Source organism: Tamlana crocina (genome assembly GCA_040429635.1).
Taxonomy (GTDB): domain Bacteria; phylum Bacteroidota; class Bacteroidia; order Flavobacteriales; family Flavobacteriaceae; genus Flavisericum; species Flavisericum crocinum.
This window is the reverse complement of sequence record CP158972.1, coordinates 2,821,071-2,838,876: the sequence shown is the minus strand read 5'-3', so window position 1 is coordinate 2,838,876 and position 17,806 is coordinate 2,821,071. Positions and strand designations below refer to the sequence as shown.

The window sequence follows — 17,806 nt, the reverse complement described above, 5'->3', positions numbered from 1 at the left end:
CTATTCTTAAAACTTCCGGCTTCCGTCTTCAAGCTTCGGTCTTTGTGTTATCTTTGTGCAGCTACAAAAGTATTAAAACACATTGAGGTATTTTTTAGAACTTTCGTATAACGGAACAGCCTATCACGGTTGGCAAAATCAGCCAAATGCCATTTCGGTGCAAGAAGTTATAGAAAAAGGGTTGTCGACATTATTGGGGGAGGATATGGTTATTGTTGGCGCCGGACGTACCGATGCCGGTGTGCATGCCAGCCAAATGTTCGCGCATTTCGATACGGAAAAGAAAATAAACGAGACTGATTTAGTTTATAAACTCAATTCCTTTTTGCCAAAAGATATCGCTATTCACGATGTTTTTAAAGTGAAGCCAGAAGCACATACGCGTTTTGATGCCTTGAGTCGTACGTATTTGTACCGAATCACATTGAGTAAAAATGTGTTTAATTTCGATTCGGCCTATTATGTGAAACAGCCTTTAAACGTTGAAAAAATGAACGAAGCATCAAAAATCTTGTTGCACTATAAAGATTTTCAATGCTTTTCAAAAAGTAAAACCGATGTAAAAACGTATTATTGTGATGTGGAGCAGGCCGATTGGTTTTTTAAGGATGGCGAGCTGCATTTTGTGGTGAAAGCCAACCGGTTTTTAAGAAACATGGTACGGGCTATTGTGGGCACTATGGTAAACATTGGTTTAGGCAAGATTGAGGTGGACGATTTGCATCAAATCATCCAATCGAAAAATAGGAGCGAAGCCGGGTTTTCGGTGCCAGCGCATGCACTGTATTTAACAAAAATTGAATATCCGGAGGATATAAAATTATAGATGAGTAAGACAAAGGAAAGTATTTTTGATTACCAACTGTTCAAACGCCTTTTTGAATACATAAAACCGTATAAAGGTATTTTTATAGGGCTTATCGTTTTGGTGGTGCTTTTGGCCATTTTTAGTTCGGCCACGCCATACATTACCAAAGATGCCATTGATGATAGTATTACCGATAAAGACACCGAAAACTTTTTATTTTACATCGTGTTGATGTTGGGTGTTTTAGTGTTGCAAACCGTATTCCAATTGCTGTTTATTTATTACGCGGCTTGGTTGGGGCAGAATTTGGTGATGGACGTTCGCGTAAAGCTTTTCGACCACCTGTTGAAATTTAAAATGAAATACTACGATAATTCTTCAGTGGGCGTGCTCATTACCCGAGCCGTGACCGATATGGAACGTATCGCCGATATTTTCGGGCAAGGCCTGTTTATGATCGTGCGCGATTTGCTTACCATGGCAGTGGTTTTTGCGGTAATGGTTTACATCAATGTGAAGCTTTCACTTATCGTTTTTGCCATGTTGCCCATTTTACTTTACGCGACGCGGGTATTCCAAAAATACATGAAAAAAGCTTTCGAGGAAGTGCGTACCGAAGTGTCCAACTTAAATTCTTTTGTGCAGGAGCGTTTAACTGGAATGAAAATTTTGCAGTTGTTCACCCGAGAAGCCGTTGAATACGAAAAATTCAAAGCCATAAACGAACGCCATAAAAAAGGTTGGCTAAAAACGGTTTGGTACAATTCCATATTTTTCCCGATAGCCGATTTGGCTTCGTCGGTAACCATTGGTTTGGTGGCTTGGTACGGCGGACTCAATGTGGTTTTTGATGGTACTAATGTATCCCAAGGTGATTTGGTGGCATTCATCATGTTCGTACCTATGTTGTTTAGGCCATTGCGCCAAATAGCCGATAAGTTCAATACTCTGCAAATGGGTATGGTGGCCGCTACGCGTGTGTTTAAGGTACTCGATACCTCTTCGCAAATTGATGACCATGGTCTTATTGAAGCCGATGGGTTTAAAGGTGAAATAAAATTTAACAATGTCTATTTCAGTTATGTTGAGGATGAAGACGTATTGAAGGGTATTTCATTTAATGTAAATGTGGGTGAAACTGTGGCCATTGTTGGGGCTACTGGGGCTGGAAAATCGACCATCATCAATTTATTGAACCGCTTTTACGAAATAAAAGGAGGTACCATTTCCATTGATGGAGTTGATATAAAGGAGGTAACATTGGCGTCGTTACGGACCCAAATTGCCGTGGTACTACAGGATGTGTTCTTGTTTGCCGATACTATTATGAGCAACATTACTCTTAACCATCCTGAGATTTCTGAAGAGCAGGTGTACCAAGCTGCAAAAGATATAGGTATCCATGATTTCATCATGAGCTTGCCCAACGGTTACCACTACAACGTTAAGGAGCGTGGGGCAATGTTGTCCTCTGGGCAACGCCAGCTTATTTCTTTCTTGAGGGCTTATGTGACCAACCCCAGTATTTTGGTGCTGGACGAAGCGACGAGTTCGGTCGATTCGTATTCCGAGCAACTTATTCAAAATGCTACCGATAAAATCACCAAAGGCCGTACCTCAATAGTGATTGCCCACAGATTGGCAACCGTGAAAAAGGCCGATAATATTATTGTAATGGATTCGGGAGAAATTGTGGAACAAGGCACACACAATGAATTGTTGAGCAAAGAAAACGGTTATTACAAAAACCTTTACGAAGTGCAGTTTTTACAGGAAGAGGCGGTTTAACCCAAGTCCTTTTTTATCATGGAACTGAGTTCGGAAGTGTCTTCAAAAACCACAAACTCTCCATCTTTAAAATAGGAAATATGCCCAGTTTCTTCGCTTACGGCCAAAGCCACAGCATCGGTTTTTTCGGTAACTCCAATGGCGGCCCGGTGACGTAAACCAAAGCGCTGCGGAATATTTTTGTCGTTATTTACAGGCAGAATAACCCTTGTAGCTTTTACCACGTTATTGCTGATGATAATGGCGCCATCGTGCAACGGACTGTTCTTAAAAAAGATACTTTCAATGATGGGTTGGGTGACTTTTATATTCATCTCGTCGCCCGATTCCGATAGGAAATCCAAATTGTTATTGCGTTCAAAAACAATAAGCGCGCCGGTTTTAGACATGCTCATTTTGTTACAGGCCGAAACCACCGCATCTACATCGGTTTCTATTTCCTGAACAGTTTTTAAAAATTTGAATTGCTGCATGAATTTTTTCCGACGGTTGAAATTGGTCGAACCCACCATGAGCAAAAACTTTCGTATTTCTGGTTGAAAAACCACAATCAATGCGATAATCCCCACTTGCATAAAACCACCAAAAATGCCGGTGAGCAGTTCCATTTCAAGAAAATCGGTCAGTTTCCAAACCAGATAAATAATGATGATGCCTATGAAAATATTAATGGCCACGGTGCCCTTTACCAGTTTGTAAACATAGTAGAGCAGGAGGGCTACCAAAATAACATCGATGATGTCTACTACAGAAAGATCAAGAATATCTTTAAAAATTTCCAAGGGCAATGGGTTTTGGTAAATTTAGTAATTTATGGTTAATTTGAAATGAGTTCTTCTTTCGATATTAAATTTCCTTTTTCCTCCAGTGTCTTTAGGAATGATTTAAAAGTAATATAATCTTGAAATGGCAAGTTTTTATCAAATGAAACATAAATTGAATCTTTCCTTAACTCGAAATCGAAATTGTTATAGTTTTTTAATAAATCTTTCCAGTCCGTTGTGGCGTGATTTCCATCGGACTGATGAATACTTATAGACTCTTTGGAATCAAAATCTATCGCTGTTGAATATAAAATTGAAACAGAATCTTCCTCAGAATTAATGGTTTCCTCATTAGGAGTTTTATATTTCACTTCGGTAAACTCAATAAACCCTAAATTGTTTCGACTGGTATCGTTGCAGGTAAAATAGTTTTTGGCGTTTTCGTTTTTGTGCATTTTAGCGTTTCGCCTTTTGTCCTGTAAATATTTTATATGCGGAATGGCCTGTTTTAAAGTCAGTCGTTTATCAACATTCACTAGCCAATTAGTAGTGCCAATTAGGTTTTTTCGGTTGAACTCTACACTGTCTTTTTGGGTTTCGTCGTAAAACAAATAGGCTGCTGATATGTCGTGTATTTCGGTGATTTCAGAATGGTCGATTTCTGGTAATTGGATGGTTTTTTCGGTTCCACAGGCAAAAATTAATAAAGATGTCGCCAATAAAATATATTTCATAACTTCTAACTTCTAACTTCTAACTTCTAACTTCTAACTTTTCAACCAACTTAATACATTCCATAGCCTCTTTTACATCATGCACCCTTAAAATGGAAGCGCCTTTTTGCAGCGCAACGGTATTTAAAACCGATGTGCCATTTAAGGCTTCGTTGGCCGTTGAACCTAAGCTTTTATAAATCATTGATTTTCTTGAAATGCCCACAAGCAAAGGTTTTTCAATTATTTTGAAAAGCTCCAATTGGTCCATCAATTCAAAATTCTGCTCCAAAGTTTTAGCAAATCCAAAACCGGGATCAACGATAATATCTTTTATGCCCAATGCCTGGGCGGCGTGTATTCTTTCAGAAAAATAAAAAAGAATATCCTTCGTAAGATTATTGTATTCTGTTTGCTGTTGCATGGTTTTTGGCGTGCCGCGCATGTGCATCATAATATAAGGTACGTGCAAGCTGGCAACGGTTGGTAGCATCTGTTCGTCCAATTTTCCCGCTGAAATATCATTAATCAGTGCCGCGCCAGCATCAATACATTGCTTGGCTACTTCACTTCTAAATGTGTCAATAGAGAGCAGTGTTTCCGGAAATTCCTTTAAAATAATTCCAATAATGGGGAGTATGCGCTTGAGTTCGGTGGCTTCATCTACATGATCGGCATTGGGGCGCGAGCTGTAAGCACCAACATCAATAAACGTAGCACCTTTGGTAAGCATGAGTTCCACATGGCTTAAAATATCGCTTTCGTTTTTGTGTTTTCCGCCATCGTAGAACGAATCGGGTGTGAGGTTTAAAATCCCCATCACTTTCGGCGATGATAAATCAATGAGCTGTCCTTTGCAGTTAATGGTCATGTTTTGGTTTCGGGTTTCAAGTTTCAGGTTCAAAATTCAAAGTTCAAAGTTTTGGGTTTTAGGTCTCTAATCTTTGAAATTAGTTGTTGGTTTTTGGAATTTTCGCCTCAAAGGTATTAACATAATCTTAAACTCTGGTTTGAGTTTTGAACTTTAAACTATTTAAGCGAAATTTACGCAAAATAAAACAGATACATGCAAAATACCTCACAACAGTACGATGCCGTAATCGATACTTGCAAAAGTTTATTTGAAAAGAAAATGAGCGATTATGGCAGTGCTTGGCGCATATTGCGATTACCTTCGTTAACCGATCAAATTTTTATAAAAGCACAGCGCATAAGAAGCCTTCAGGAAAACGAAGTTAGAAAAGTAGATGAAGGCGAGGCGAGTGAGTTTATTGGCATTATCAACTACTGTATCATGGCTTTGATTCAGTTGGAAAAGGGTGTGGCAGAACAGCCTGATATGAGCACCGAGGAAGCTGTTGAACTGTACACTGAAAAGATAGCCGAAACCAAACAACTCATGGAAAACAAAAACCACGATTACGGCGAGGCTTGGCGCGATATGAGGGTAAGCAGTTTAACTGATTTGATTTTGCAGAAACTATTGCGCGTTAAATCTATTGAAAACAATAAAGGAAAAACCCAAGTAAGTGAAGGCGTTGATGCCAATTATCAGGATATGATTAATTATTCGGTGTTTGCGTTGATTCACCTCAATGAAAAATAGCTAGAATTTAGTTGTGTCACACTGAGCGCAGTCGAAGTGTAAAGCGGCATTCGCCAATAAAAATTAATTAAGAATATAAAAGGCTTCTTTCCTTCCAAGAATATAAAAAAAAGCATGAAAGTACTCGTAAGTTTAAGCAGAATACTGGTCGGAATCCTATTCATTATTTCCGGGTTTATAAAACTGAACGACCCACTGGGGTTTTCGTATAAATTACAGGAATATTTTAGTCCAGATGTTTTGAATATGCCGTTTTTGGAGCCCTATGCACTGATTATTTCGGTGTTGGTGGTGGTTTTTGAAGTCGTTTTGGGCGTATTTTTAATCATTGGTTACAAACCCAAATTTACTGTTTGGAGCTTGTTGGCTATGATTGTGTTTTTTACGTTTTTAACCTTCTATTCGGCCTATTTCGATAAGGTAAAAGATTGCGGTTGCTTTGGCGATGCGCTTAAGCTCACCCCTTGGGAAAGCTTCACAAAAGACGTGGTACTGCTCATTTTTATCCTCATTTTATTTTTCGGAGTAAAGTACATAAAACCCGTGTTTGGAAAGTTGCAAACCACCGTTTTCGCCCTTTTGGGCTTTATTTTAAGTTTGTGGTTTGCTTACTATGTTTTGATGCATTTGCCGGCTATCGATTTCCGTGCTTATAAAATAGGAAATAATATAAAGGAGGGCATGGAAATTCCGGAAGATGCCCCAAAACCTGTTATTGAATACACTTGGAAATTCAACGTAAACGGTGAAGAACAAACGTTCGTTACCAACGGCTCATACCCTTCGGTGGAAGGTGATTTTGTTGGGGTGGATACCAAAGTTATCAAGGAGGGCTACACGCCACCGGTGGTTGATTTTTCGATTGAAAGTGAAGATGAAGATTTAACCGAACATTTTTTAAACGAAGAAAACCTGATTGTGGTGATTTCGTATAGTTTAGAAAAGATTGAACGCGATGGCGCTTTAAAGCTGAAAGCCTTACAGGATAAAGCGATTGAAAATGGTTATGCTGTTATCGGTCTGACAGCCTCGGGCGAAGATGCTAAAGCGTACATTAACAAAACCTACAAATTGGATTTCAATTGGTATTTGTGTGATGAAAAAGCACTGAAAACCGTGGTGCGCTCCAATCCGGGAGTTTTGGAATTGGATGCCGGAACAGTAAAGCAAAAAGTACATTGGAATGATTTGGAGGATTTGAAGTTGCCAAAGGTTGAACGAAAGGAAAAACCAAAAACCATCGAGGAAAATATCGCTTATTTTGTAAACGGCGAAGCCTCTTCAGAAGAAGCAGTTGAGGTTTTGGATTCCACAAAGATTGAAAGCGTTAATGTTATAAAGGATTCCGTTCAACTCAAAGAATTCAATACTGAAAACAATACCAGTTATACCGGAATCATTGAGGTGAAATTAAAAGACGAATAATTTTATTTGATTAGCTATTTCCTAAATAAAACCTTTTACGCACTGCTCACCTTATTCGGAGTGGTAACGGTGATATTCTTTTTGTTCAGTGTGCTTCCGGGCGATCCCGCACAAATGATGATGGGTCAAAACGAAGATAGTGAGCAATTGGCGGCCGTAAAACAAAAATACGGTTTCGATAAGCCCATCGGCACGCAATACCTGTATTATTTAAACGATTTGTCGCCCGTTTCATTCCATTCAAAAAACGAAGACGATTATACGTTTTTAAGAAAAGGAAAATACAGTGCAGCCAAATTGTTTTCCGTTGGAAATACCACAACGGTTATAAAGTGGCCTTATTTACGGGAATCGTTTACCAAGCAGGGCAAGCGGGTGAGCGAAGTTTTGGGGGAGACGTTGCCCAATACCTTTGTTTTGGCGGTGTCGGCCATAACCATAGCCATGATTTTAGGGATGTCCCTAGGCATTGTTTCCGCCTTGTATAAAGATAAATGGCTCGATAAAGCCATACAGGTGTTGAGTACTTTGGGTATGAGCGTACCGTCCTTTTTCAGTGCTATTTTGTTTGCCTGGTTTTTTGGATTTATCCTTCATGAATATACCAACTTGGAAATGACGGGCAGCCTTTACGAGCTCGACGATTTTGGCGAGGCCATGCACATAAAATGGAAAAACCTCATTCTGCCCGCCGTGGTATTGGGAATTCGTCCGTTGGCGGTGGTGATTCAACTCATGAGAAATTCGCTTTTGGAAGTGTTCAACCAAGATTATATCCGAACTGCACGCGCCAAAGGGTTAAGCGAATATCAAATTATAAAAAAGCATGCGGTTAAAAATGCATTAAACCCAGTGGTGACGGCTATTTCAGGGTGGTTTGCCTCCATGTTGGCAGGTGCCGTTTTTGTGGAGTATATTTTCGGGTGGAACGGCCTCGGAAAAGAAATCGTAAACGCACTAAATACCTTAGATTTGCCCGTAATTATGGGTTCGGTGTTAATTATCGCGGTATTGTTTATAATAATCAATATTTTTGTGGACGTTATTTACGTTTGGTTAGATCCGAAGGTAAAATTAGAGTAGAAGATTGTTCCGCGGAAGCGATAAAAAATAAAAGAAAAAGAATGAAACCGACATGTTTAAAATCATCATTTAATACACAGCGGAATGATTATTTTAAACATCAAAGTTTACATGTGACCGTTGAAAAAAAAATAAAAATAAACATATGAAAAAGTTACTTGGTGTTGTGGTGTTGTTTACCATTTTAAGCTGTAAAACGGAGGAACCCACGCAGTTTACGGAAGCTGCGTTAAATGATAATATGATTACTTTAGATGGCTCTTCCATCGCGTTTAAAGACATATTGAAACAATACGAAGGCAAAACCGTTTTTGTTGATGTTTGGGCCTCTTGGTGTGGCGATTGCATAAAAAACATGCCCAAGGTAAAGGCGCTTCAAGAAAAATATACAGACGTGGTTTATCTTTTTTTGTCTTTAGATAGAGGACAAAAATCGTGGAAAAAAGGCATAGAAAAATACAACGTACAGGGTGAGCACTATTTTATCCCCTCGGCTGATGACAGTGCGTTTACCGATTTCGCCGATGTGGGGTGGATTCCGCGTTACATGGTGCTTGGCCCGCAAGGAAATATAAAATTGTTTGAGGCTATTGAGGCTGATGACGCACGTATAAAAGAGAACTTAATTAATAACTAAAATAAAAAATCCTTTTTTGAAAAGGTAACGAGGTAATGAGAAAACAAATAGTAGCCGGAAACTGGAAAATGAACAACGATTTGGCACAAACCGAAACGTTGATTACCGCTTTAAAGTCACAAAAAAATACATCAAACGCTGAGGTGATGATAGCACCAACGGCAACCAACTTGTGGCAGGCATACAATAGTTTGAAAAACTCAAATATTGAAGTAATTGCACAAAACATGCACTTTGCAGAAAATGGTGCTTATACAGGCGAAATTAGTGCCAACATGCTAAAGAGCATTGGGATTAACACCGTTATTTTAGGACATAGCGAGCGTCGTGAATATTTTAATGAAACTGACGAACTTTTAGCAAAAAAGGTTGACGCAGCCTTGGCTAAGGGCATGAATGTTATTTTCTGTTTTGGTGAAGAATTGGCCGATAGAAAAGCTGGAAACCAAGAAAAAGTGGTGGAAAGCCAAATTAAAAACGCATTGTTCCATTTAGAAGGTTCAGCGTTTAGAAATATTATTTTAGCTTACGAACCCGTTTGGGCTATTGGTACGGGTGAAACTGCAAGCCCAGACCAAGCACAGGAAATGCATGCGTTTATTAGAAAAACTTTGGCCGATAAATACGGAAGTGATATCGCTGAGTCTGTGTCCATCCTTTACGGAGGAAGTGTTAAACCGAACAATGCTGAAGAGATTTTTTCGAAAACAGATGTTGATGGAGGTTTAATAGGTGGCGCTTCATTAAATGCAGATGACTTTTTTGCCATTGTAAATGCATTTTAAGTAAGAATGTCATTGAGAGCATAACGCGGCAATCTTATTAAAAATAACTAAGTTTTAAGGGTATTCCCTGATTTTTAATAAATCAAGGAATGCCCTTAATTTTTTCCGAATGTTTGAAAGTAACTTGTGAAGGTCTATTAACCAATAAAACTTTTAATCATGAAGCTTTCAAACAAACACCGTAATTTGGTCAATGCCAATCTTTTTGACCTTAAAAAATGTATGATAACATTCACTTTCCTTTTAGGGCTATGCTATATTCTTCCCGCCCAATCGGTTTACGTGGTAGATAATAACCAAGGCTCGGGAGCGGAATTCACGAGTTTACAGGCTGCTATTGATGCAGCGGCGGCAAACGATATCATTTATGTTCAACCATCACCCAACGGTTATGGAAACATAAATATGACCAAGCCAATTACCATTTACGGACTGGGGCACATTCCAGAATTAAATGCGGGACAGTATGCCAGTGTTTCTAACATTTTTTTTAGAAGTGCCAATGCGTCTGGATCAAAAATATCAGGGCTTTACATCAATAACATTTATTTGGATAACACAACTTACACCAACCATGATGTGGTGATTACAAACAACAGGGTGGCTTATATAGTGGGGAACAGTACCACCACTCAAGCCAACAACGTCATTATTTCGGGAAACTATATCAGAAATGCTAATTTTAATGCCATTGACCCTTACAATTCCCAAAACTGGATCATTTCAAACAATATTATGGAGCAGCCTAATACAAGTGCTACTTGGAGCTCTTTCAACCGATTTAATTCATCAATCATTTTTAATAACAACATTGTATTGACGCGGCAAAACGGCAACGGAAGCGGGGCTATTCAATTATTTGCTAATTGCAGCGGTACGCAAATCACCAATAATATTTTTCTGTTTAAAGGCACGAGTGTTTCAAACTTCAATTTAGGGTCAAACAACGCATTAAGCTTTCAGAATAACTTAACGTACAATTACAACGGTACTTTAGATGCACTTTCAGGTTCGGGAAATATCGATAATGCCGACCCTCAATTCGTGGCCTTCAACTCGAATGCATCGTTAAATACCACGGCCAACGATTATCACATTCAAACGGGGTCGCCAGCAGAAAACGCTGGGACAGATGGTAACGATTTAGGGGTTTACAATGGCGGTTTTCCGTTTAGTCCGCGAGGCTATCCAACCGAACTTCCTTATTTAACCGATTTTGTGATATTCAATAATATCATTACTCCCGGAAGTACCTTGAATGTTAATATAAAGGCCAATGCCAATCTTAATAATTAAAATCCAGTTATTATGAAAAGGCTTATTTTAATATTAATAATCCTCGTGGCTTTTACAGAGTTGCGGGCGCAGATAAGCGCCGGAGAGTATTTTTTCGATAATGATCCCGGGATAGGAAATGGCATCGCGTTAACACTTTCGGGCAATGAGTTGGATGTGGATTTTAATATCCCGACAACTGGACTTTCAAGCGGCGTGCATAAATTGTATGTACGGGTTTTAGACCAATTGGGAAATTGGAGCTTGTACGATAAAAACGTGTTTTATGTGAATGCCTATAACGAAAATTCGGCAAATATCGCTTCCGCGGAATATTTTTTTGATACCGACCCCGGTGTGGGTAACGGAAAGGCTTTAGCCGTTTCGGGTAATGTGGTTGATCAAGATTTTAGCATAGCAACCACAGGACTTTCAAGCGGTGTGCACAAATTGTACATAAGGTTAGTTAATACTGATGGCGCTTGGAGTCTGTACGATAAAAATGTGTTTTATGTGAGTCCGGACAATGAAAATTCAGCAAATATCGCTTCCGCAGAATATTTTTTTGATACCGATCCGGGAGTTGGCAACGGAACAGCTTTAGCAGTATCGGGCAATATAATTGATCAAAATTTGAGCATACCAACTACTGGGCTTTCAAACGGTATTCATAAATTATATGTTCGAATGGTCAATACCGATGGCACGTGGAGTCTGTACGATAAAAATGTGTTTTATGTGGATCAAGGCCATTCGAATACAGCATTGATTACAGCAGCAGAGTATTTTTTTGATATCGACCCCGGCATTGGAAATGCCACAGCAATTGATTTGGACGACGAGGAAACGATTGACATGGACATGGCCATTGATGTGCCCACCGATTTGCCTGCGGGCGACCATTTTTTGTACATGCGGGTTCAAAATACCAATGGCCAATGGAGTTTATATGCTTTAGGAGAGCTACAAGGCCCATTGTCGACTGTTGAAGAGGAAAAAATAGCATTTAGGTTTTATCCGAACCCCGTAAAAGATGTCGTGTACTTTCAGATACAAAATCAGAGAGCTATCGATTTAAAAGTTATCAATTTAAAAGGTGAAGTAGTGCTTGAAAGAAAATTGAGCAATCATCAAATAGACCTTAGTTTTTTAAGCTCGGGGGTATATTTGTTTTATTTAAAAAATGAAAACGTTCAAGTTTCGAGGACGTTTATAAAACATTAAAAGTTAAACGAAATATCTAATTCATGCGCCTAGGTTAAGAAATGGGCGCTGATTTTCTTAAATTTATTCGGAAAAAAAGTAAGAACGTTGAAATCGGTACTATCAATAGTTGGTCTGTGGTTTGTTTTGGCAAGTGCTTTTGCTCAAAACGAATCGCCCATTGATAGTTTAAAATTCGAATTGACAAAACCACAACCCGATAGTACCCAAGTTAAGATTTTAAATGAGTTGGCTTATTACTATTCGTACAAAAATATCGATACGTCCTTTGTTTATGCCAGGGATGCTTTAAAAAAAGCAAAACGGTTGGGGTTCCACGCTGGGCGGGCAAAAGCCAATTTATATATTGGAAATGCTTTTATGTTCACCAATCAATACGATTCGGCGCGATATTATTTTAATGCGGCTTCCAAAATTTGCGACAAACACAATGTTAAAAAATCGGCTGTGTATAGCTCGCTGGGCATTCTTTACAAAGCAGAGGGGAATTACGAAAAGGCCATTGATACTTATTTTGAGGGCATAGCTTACGATGAAAGTACCAATAACGACTATGGTAAATTCATTAAGCTGATTAATCTCGGGAACGTCTATTCCAAAACCGGAAATTTAAACAAAAGTACAGAGTATGAGTTGCAAGCGTTAAAGTTGGCCAAAACGTCAAAAAATGAAAACATGCAATTCGCCCTCGGCACTTTGTTAAACAATATTGGAGGAGGCTATGCACAATTGAAAGATTACGATAAGGCCTTACAGTATTTTAATGAGTCGTTGGCGGTCAACATCGAAAACCAAAACACCAAGGAAATAGCCAGAAATTACAATAATTTAGGGGTTGTTTACCATGAAAAGGGCGATTTCGAACAGGCTTTACATGTGCTCAAAAAAGCCTTGAAAATCAGGGAAGATTTAAAAGATGAAGACGAGCAGATTGAGACGCAAATGGTTCTGGGCACGGTTTACGGAAAAATGAAAAACGAAACCTTATCGGAATTGCATTTTTCAAAGGCATTGCAAATCGCCCGAAAAATAAACGATAAATCACTGATATCCGAAGTGTACTTGGCCATGAGCGATAGCTATGTGCTTCAAAACAAGCATTCAAGGGCGCTACAAAATTTTAAAAACCACGCTCAGTTTAAAGATAGCGTGTTGTTAGAGAATAATTTAAAGAACATCAGCGAAATTGAAATTAAATATCAAACCGAGAAAAAAGACAAGGCAATTGTTGAACAACAATTAAAACTGCAAAAACAGGAAGCTCAAAACAGCTTCATGCTCGGAACACTTATTTTTTTGGTACTGTTGGCAACCTTACTGTTTTTCCTATTTCAGCAACGCCAAAAACGCAAAAATCAAGAAATATTAACCTTAAAACGCGAGTTCCAAATAAAAACTTTAGAGTCGTTAATCGAAGGTGAAGAAAAAGAACGATTGCGCATTGCCAAAGAGTTGCACGATGGGGTAAACGGCGATCTTTCGGCCATAAAATATAAACTGTCTTCCCTCATGGAAATGAACAATAAGGTGATAAAAGAAACCATTGCTATGATTGACGATTCCTGTAAACAGGTGCGTGCCATTTCGCATAATTTGGTGCCGCCTTCGTTGGAAAGTTTTAATTTAGTGGAGGCCACCCAGGTGTATTGCGATAATTTAAACGAATTGCATTCGGGATTAAAGATTGTTTTTCAGCATTTGGGTGATGCGGTTAACATGCGTAAAAAGGCCGAGATAAATGCCTATCGAATCATTCAGGAGCTGGTGGCCAATAGCTTAAAGCACGCCGAAGCTACCACCATAAACGTACAAATCAGTTCGCACGGCGATACCGTTCAAATTACGGTTGAAGACGATGGAAAAGGGTTTGACAAAAACGAAGTGGACGCTTCTGGAATTGGGTTGAGCAATGTGCAATCCAGAGTGGATTATTTAAAGGCTGAAATTGATTTTATTTCAAACGACAACGGCACCTCTTGTATTATTGACATTGATAAAAAAGACTTCAATGAAAATTAAAATAGCCATAACAGACGATCATCCTTTGGTGCTTAACGGCATCGCGTCGATGCTCGAAGGTACACCCGATATTCAGGTGGTGGGTGCTTATGAAAATGCCAGCCAAACATTAGAAAGTATTGAAAAGGATTCACCTGATATTTTGCTTTTGGATATCAATCTACCTGATGTCAATGGTATTGATTTAAGCAAAAGGTTGCTGAAAGCATACCCAGAACTAAAAATTATAGCATTGACCAATTTTGAGGATTTATCGTATGTAAAGCGAATGTTGAAAAACGGGGTACATGGCTATTTGTTGAAAAATACCGATAAACTTGAATTGATTACAGCCATGAAAACGGTGTTGCAGGGAGAGTTGTTTTTGCCTGAAAACATCCAAAAGCGTTTATTGAGTCAAGCTCCTAAAAAGACGGTAGACAATGGATTGAAACCGAATTTAACACGTCGCGAACACGAAGTGCTTCTGGCTATCTCAGAAGAATTGACCACACAGGAAATTTCAGAAAAACTGTTCATTAGCCCTAAAACCGTTGAAACCCACCGTATGAATATTATGAGCAAACTTGGTGCAAAAAACAGCGTGGGCATCATTAAAATTGCTATTGAAAAGCAGCTGCTTTAACATTTAAGGCTATCTTTGTGCTTTCAAAAAGCAAGCATGTCGAACACCATTTATTTAGGATATTATTTTAAGGTAGAACCTTTGCAACCCGCTGTTGAAATTTTAATAGCGGAATTGGGGTATACAGGTTTTGAGAGTTTTGTTGAAACGGAAGATGGCGTTACGGCCTATATTCAACAAGATGAGTGGAATGAAGCCATTTTGGAGGATGTACAAATTTTGAATTCAGAGGAATTCAAAATCAGTTACACTTTCGAAGAAATAGAGCAGACCAATTGGAACGAAGAGTGGGAGAAAAATTTTAATCCCATTGAAGTGGATGGTATGGTAACGGTACGTGCACCGTTTCATGAGAAAACCGATACTGAATTCGATATAGTTATAGAACCAAAAATGAGTTTTGGCACGGGGCACCACGAAACGACTCATATGATGATTCAACATATTTTGAAAAACGATTTTAAAGATAAATCGGTACTCGATATGGGCTGCGGAACTGGGGTTTTAGCTATTCTAGCCGAAATGAAAGGTGCTAAACCCATTGATGCGGTCGATTATGACAACTGGTGTTACCTTAATAGCTTAGAAAATGTGGAGCGTAATAATTGCGAACACATTACAGTAATTGAAGGTGATGCTTCGGTTTTAAAAAACAAAACATACGACATCATAATAGCCAACATTAACAGAAATATTCTGCTGCAGGATATGGCTGTTTATGTCTCTTGCTTAAATAAAAAAGGGATGTTGTTTTTGAGCGGTTTTTACAATGATGATATCCCGATTATTCAGCAAGCCTGTGAAAATCAGATGTTAAAATTTGATGAAAAATTAGAAAGAAACCAATGGGTTGCCTTAAAATTTTTAAATTAGTGGCATAAAATTACCCCAAAAACGAGTATTATGAGTTCCCAAGAAAAAGTATCAGAGGAATTATTACTGGAAGAAGAGGTCGTTACCCAAAACGAAATCGTGTTGTACAATGACGATGTGAATACGTTCGATCATGTTATCGATACGCTTATTTACGCTTGCGATCACACGCCCGAGCAAGCCGAGCAATGTTCGTTGATTGTACACTACAAAGGAAAATGCACAGTCAAAACCGGGGTTTATGACGATTTAAAACCGCGTTGCTCTATTCTTTTGGAGGCAGGGTTGAGTGCTGAAATTGTTTAGCAACCGTCTTTTCAAAAAAATCAAAATAACTTCTTTTTGCCAAGATGCATTTGTGGTGTTAGTTTTCCGTTTTTTTATTCCGCGTTTTTATGTCGAAAAGTGAATATAGTGGGCAAAAACTAACAAATCCGGTAATTAGGCATATTACGGCAATTACCATTAAAATATAACCCAGCGCGCCATCAATAATACCTGTGTAATAAAGTATTCCCGTGATTATTGAGAGGATAATCCTTAGGACTTTATCTAGAACACCTAGATTTTTTTCCAATATAACTTCAAATTAATTAATCAAGGCAAAGGTAAGATTATTAATGAGTTAAGTGACGCTATTTGATTGAAATGCAAATCTTTTGTTAGTTTCGGAATATAACTAACCGTGTTTTGAATAGTTTGCTTTTTTAACATTATAAAGTTGACGGGCAAACAAAATCTGTGGTAGGTAAATCGGTTTCTTTAATGGCTCCAAATCCACCAGCTATATCTATTAATTTGTCAAAACCTCGCGCCTTTAATATTGAAGTTGCAATTAGCGAACGATATCCCCCAGCACAATGCAAATAATAGGTGCTTTTTTTGTCAATGGTATCCATGTTGTCATTTATAAAGTCTAGAGCAAAATGTTGCACTTGGTCACTTTTTATGTGCTCAGATTTGTATTCGCCATCTTTTCTAACGTCAAGAATATTCACGTTTTTTGTTTTGAATTCGTTTGCAAATTCATTGGCGGTAATTGAATTTACGGTTTCTATGTCTTTGCCAGCGGCTTTCCAAGCCTCCATGCCACCTTCTAAATAGCCAAGGGTATTGTCGTAGCCCACACGCGATAGTCGGGTAACGGCCTCTTCTTCTTTGCCTTCCGGGGTAACAAGCAAAATAGGTTGCTTCAAATCAGTGATTAGAGCGCCAACCCAAGGCGCAAATGAACCATGAAGACCAATAAAAATAGAGTTCGGGATGTGCGCTTTAATAAAATCTTTTTCCTTTCTCACATCAAGCACCAAGGCACTATATTGGTTGGCAACGGTTTCAAAAGTTTCAGGGCTTAAAGGCGTGTTTCCTTTTTCAAGTACAGACTCAAAATTATCGTATCCTAATTTGTTCATCATGGCATTTTTTTCAAAATACTGTGGTGGGGGAGCAATACCCGAAAGCACTTCTTCAATAAATTCTTCCTTGGTCATATCAGCTCTAAGGGCGTAATTTGTTTTTTTCTGTTCGCCCAAAATACCAACCGTTTCTTTGCTTAGGTTTTTGCCACAAGCAGAGCCTGCTCCGTGGGCTGGATAAACAATCACATCATCGGGTAAAGGCATGATTTTGTTACGTAGGGAATCGAACAGCATGCCAGCTAAATCTTCCTTGGTTAAATCGGACTTTATGGCCAAATCGGGTCGGCCCACATCGCCCAAAAACAGGGTGTCACCGGAGAAAATAGCGTGTTCCTTTCCGCTTTCGTCTAGTAAGAGATAGGTTGAAGATTCTAAGGTGTGACCCGGCGTGTGAAGCACTTTTATGGAGATTTTACCCAGTTTGAAAGTCTCATTGTCTTTGGCGGAGTAAATATCGTATTCCGTTTCTGCACCCGGCCCGTAAACAATGGTTGCGCCTGTTTTTTTAGCCAAATCGACATGTCCCGAAACAAAATCCGCATGAAAATGCGTTTCAAAAATGTACTTTATTTTAGCGTTTTCCTTTTTGGCTTTGTCTACATATTGTTGGGTTTCTCGTAAAGGGTCGATAATCGCCACTTCACCGTTAGATTCTATATAATAGGCACCCTGTGCCAAACAACCGGTATATATTTGTTCGATTTTCATCTGTTTAATTTTATTCAAAATTACAAAAGGTATCTTGTACAGTTTGTAACAAGTA

The 17,806-nt window shown here is 38.8% G+C and carries 18 protein-coding genes; 13 read left to right on the top strand and 5 right to left on the bottom strand.

Going from position 1 to position 17,806, the window contains the following annotated elements; translation table 11 throughout:
- The first annotated feature begins 82 nt into the window (after positions 1-82).
- Positions 83-826 (top strand): tRNA pseudouridine(38-40) synthase TruA, encoded by a 744-nt coding sequence (gene truA / locus ABI125_12360; GenBank protein ID XCF05514.1) that lies wholly within the window; start codon positions 83-85, stop codon positions 824-826.
- Positions 827-2,596, top strand: a complete 1,770-nt coding sequence (locus ABI125_12355) for an ABC transporter ATP-binding protein (protein XCF05513.1) — start codon at positions 827-829, stop codon at positions 2,594-2,596.
- Here the strand turns inward: ABI125_12355 and ABI125_12350 are convergent.
- From ABI125_12350 to folP, 3 genes are read right to left on the bottom strand one after another with little or no spacing between them, the layout of a single operon-like run.
- On the bottom strand, positions 2,593-3,378 hold the full coding sequence (locus tag ABI125_12350) for a diadenylate cyclase (GenBank protein XCF05512.1): 786 nt from the start codon (positions 3,376-3,378) through the stop codon (positions 2,593-2,595). The two genes, ABI125_12355 and ABI125_12350, sit on opposite strands and share 4 nt — an antisense overlap.
- A gap of 35 nt (positions 3,379-3,413) precedes the next feature.
- Complete coding sequence (locus ABI125_12345; GenBank protein XCF05511.1) at positions 3,414-4,094, bottom strand: hypothetical protein; 681 nt, start codon at positions 4,092-4,094, stop codon at positions 3,414-3,416.
- A 19-nt stretch (positions 4,095-4,113) separates the two neighbouring features.
- Positions 4,114-4,944 carry a dihydropteroate synthase gene (gene folP / locus ABI125_12340; protein XCF07904.1) on the bottom strand — a complete coding sequence of 277 codons (831 nt, stop codon included), beginning with the start codon at positions 4,942-4,944 and terminating at the stop codon, positions 4,114-4,116.
- Between the two features lie 195 nt (positions 4,945-5,139).
- Here folP and ABI125_12335 point away from each other — a divergent pair, with 195 nt between their 5' ends.
- From ABI125_12335 to ABI125_12285, 11 genes are all read left to right on the top strand, one after another.
- Positions 5,140-5,679 carry a DUF1599 domain-containing protein gene (locus tag ABI125_12335; GenBank protein XCF05510.1) on the top strand — a complete coding sequence of 180 codons (540 nt, stop codon included), beginning with the start codon at positions 5,140-5,142 and terminating at the stop codon, positions 5,677-5,679.
- A 114-nt stretch (positions 5,680-5,793) separates the two neighbouring features.
- Positions 5,794-7,104 carry a BT_3928 family protein gene (locus tag ABI125_12330; GenBank protein XCF05509.1) on the top strand — a complete coding sequence of 437 codons (1,311 nt, stop codon included), beginning with the start codon at positions 5,794-5,796 and terminating at the stop codon, positions 7,102-7,104.
- Positions 7,105-7,110: 6 nt separating this feature from the next.
- The gene (locus ABI125_12325) at positions 7,111-8,187 is read left to right on the top strand and encodes an ABC transporter permease (protein ID XCF05508.1); all 1,077 of its coding nucleotides are present in this window, start codon (positions 7,111-7,113) and stop codon (positions 8,185-8,187) included.
- A 145-nt stretch (positions 8,188-8,332) separates the two neighbouring features.
- Positions 8,333-8,824, top strand: coding sequence for a TlpA disulfide reductase family protein (locus ABI125_12320; GenBank protein XCF05507.1), 492 nt, complete (start codon positions 8,333-8,335; stop codon positions 8,822-8,824).
- 35 nt (positions 8,825-8,859) lie between these two features.
- Positions 8,860-9,609 carry a triose-phosphate isomerase gene (gene tpiA, locus ABI125_12315; GenBank protein XCF05506.1) on the top strand — a complete coding sequence of 250 codons (750 nt, stop codon included), beginning with the start codon at positions 8,860-8,862 and terminating at the stop codon, positions 9,607-9,609.
- A 159-nt stretch (positions 9,610-9,768) separates the two neighbouring features.
- Positions 9,769-10,905 (top strand): hypothetical protein, encoded by a 1,137-nt coding sequence (locus ABI125_12310; protein XCF05505.1) that lies wholly within the window; start codon positions 9,769-9,771, stop codon positions 10,903-10,905.
- 12 nt (positions 10,906-10,917) lie between these two features.
- On the top strand, positions 10,918-12,108 hold the full coding sequence (locus tag ABI125_12305; GenBank protein ID XCF05504.1) for a T9SS type A sorting domain-containing protein: 1,191 nt from the start codon (positions 10,918-10,920) through the stop codon (positions 12,106-12,108).
- 87 nt (positions 12,109-12,195) lie between these two features.
- A complete protein-coding gene (locus ABI125_12300; protein ID XCF05503.1) occupies positions 12,196-14,127 on the top strand; it encodes a sensor histidine kinase in 1,932 nt (643 codons plus the stop codon).
- On the top strand, positions 14,117-14,752 hold the full coding sequence (locus tag ABI125_12295; protein XCF05502.1) for a response regulator transcription factor: 636 nt from the start codon (positions 14,117-14,119) through the stop codon (positions 14,750-14,752). The genes ABI125_12300 and ABI125_12295 overlap by 11 nt, the downstream gene beginning before the upstream one ends.
- A 36-nt stretch (positions 14,753-14,788) precedes the next feature.
- The gene (prmA, locus tag ABI125_12290) at positions 14,789-15,625 is read left to right on the top strand and encodes a 50S ribosomal protein L11 methyltransferase (GenBank protein XCF05501.1); all 837 of its coding nucleotides are present in this window, start codon (positions 14,789-14,791) and stop codon (positions 15,623-15,625) included.
- A gap of 30 nt (positions 15,626-15,655) precedes the next feature.
- On the top strand, positions 15,656-15,931 hold the full coding sequence (locus ABI125_12285; GenBank protein ID XCF05500.1) for an ATP-dependent Clp protease adaptor ClpS: 276 nt from the start codon (positions 15,656-15,658) through the stop codon (positions 15,929-15,931).
- 58 nt (positions 15,932-15,989) lie between these two features.
- On the opposite strand, the gene ABI125_12280 is transcribed toward ABI125_12285, so the two are convergent.
- Both ABI125_12280 and ABI125_12275 read right to left on the bottom strand, forming a co-directional pair.
- Complete coding sequence (locus ABI125_12280; protein ID XCF05499.1) at positions 15,990-16,202, bottom strand: DUF2892 domain-containing protein; 213 nt, start codon at positions 16,200-16,202, stop codon at positions 15,990-15,992.
- A 136-nt stretch (positions 16,203-16,338) separates the two neighbouring features.
- Positions 16,339-17,751, bottom strand: coding sequence for an MBL fold metallo-hydrolase (locus ABI125_12275; protein XCF05498.1), 1,413 nt, complete (start codon positions 17,749-17,751; stop codon positions 16,339-16,341).
- Positions 17,752-17,806 lie beyond the last annotated feature (55 nt).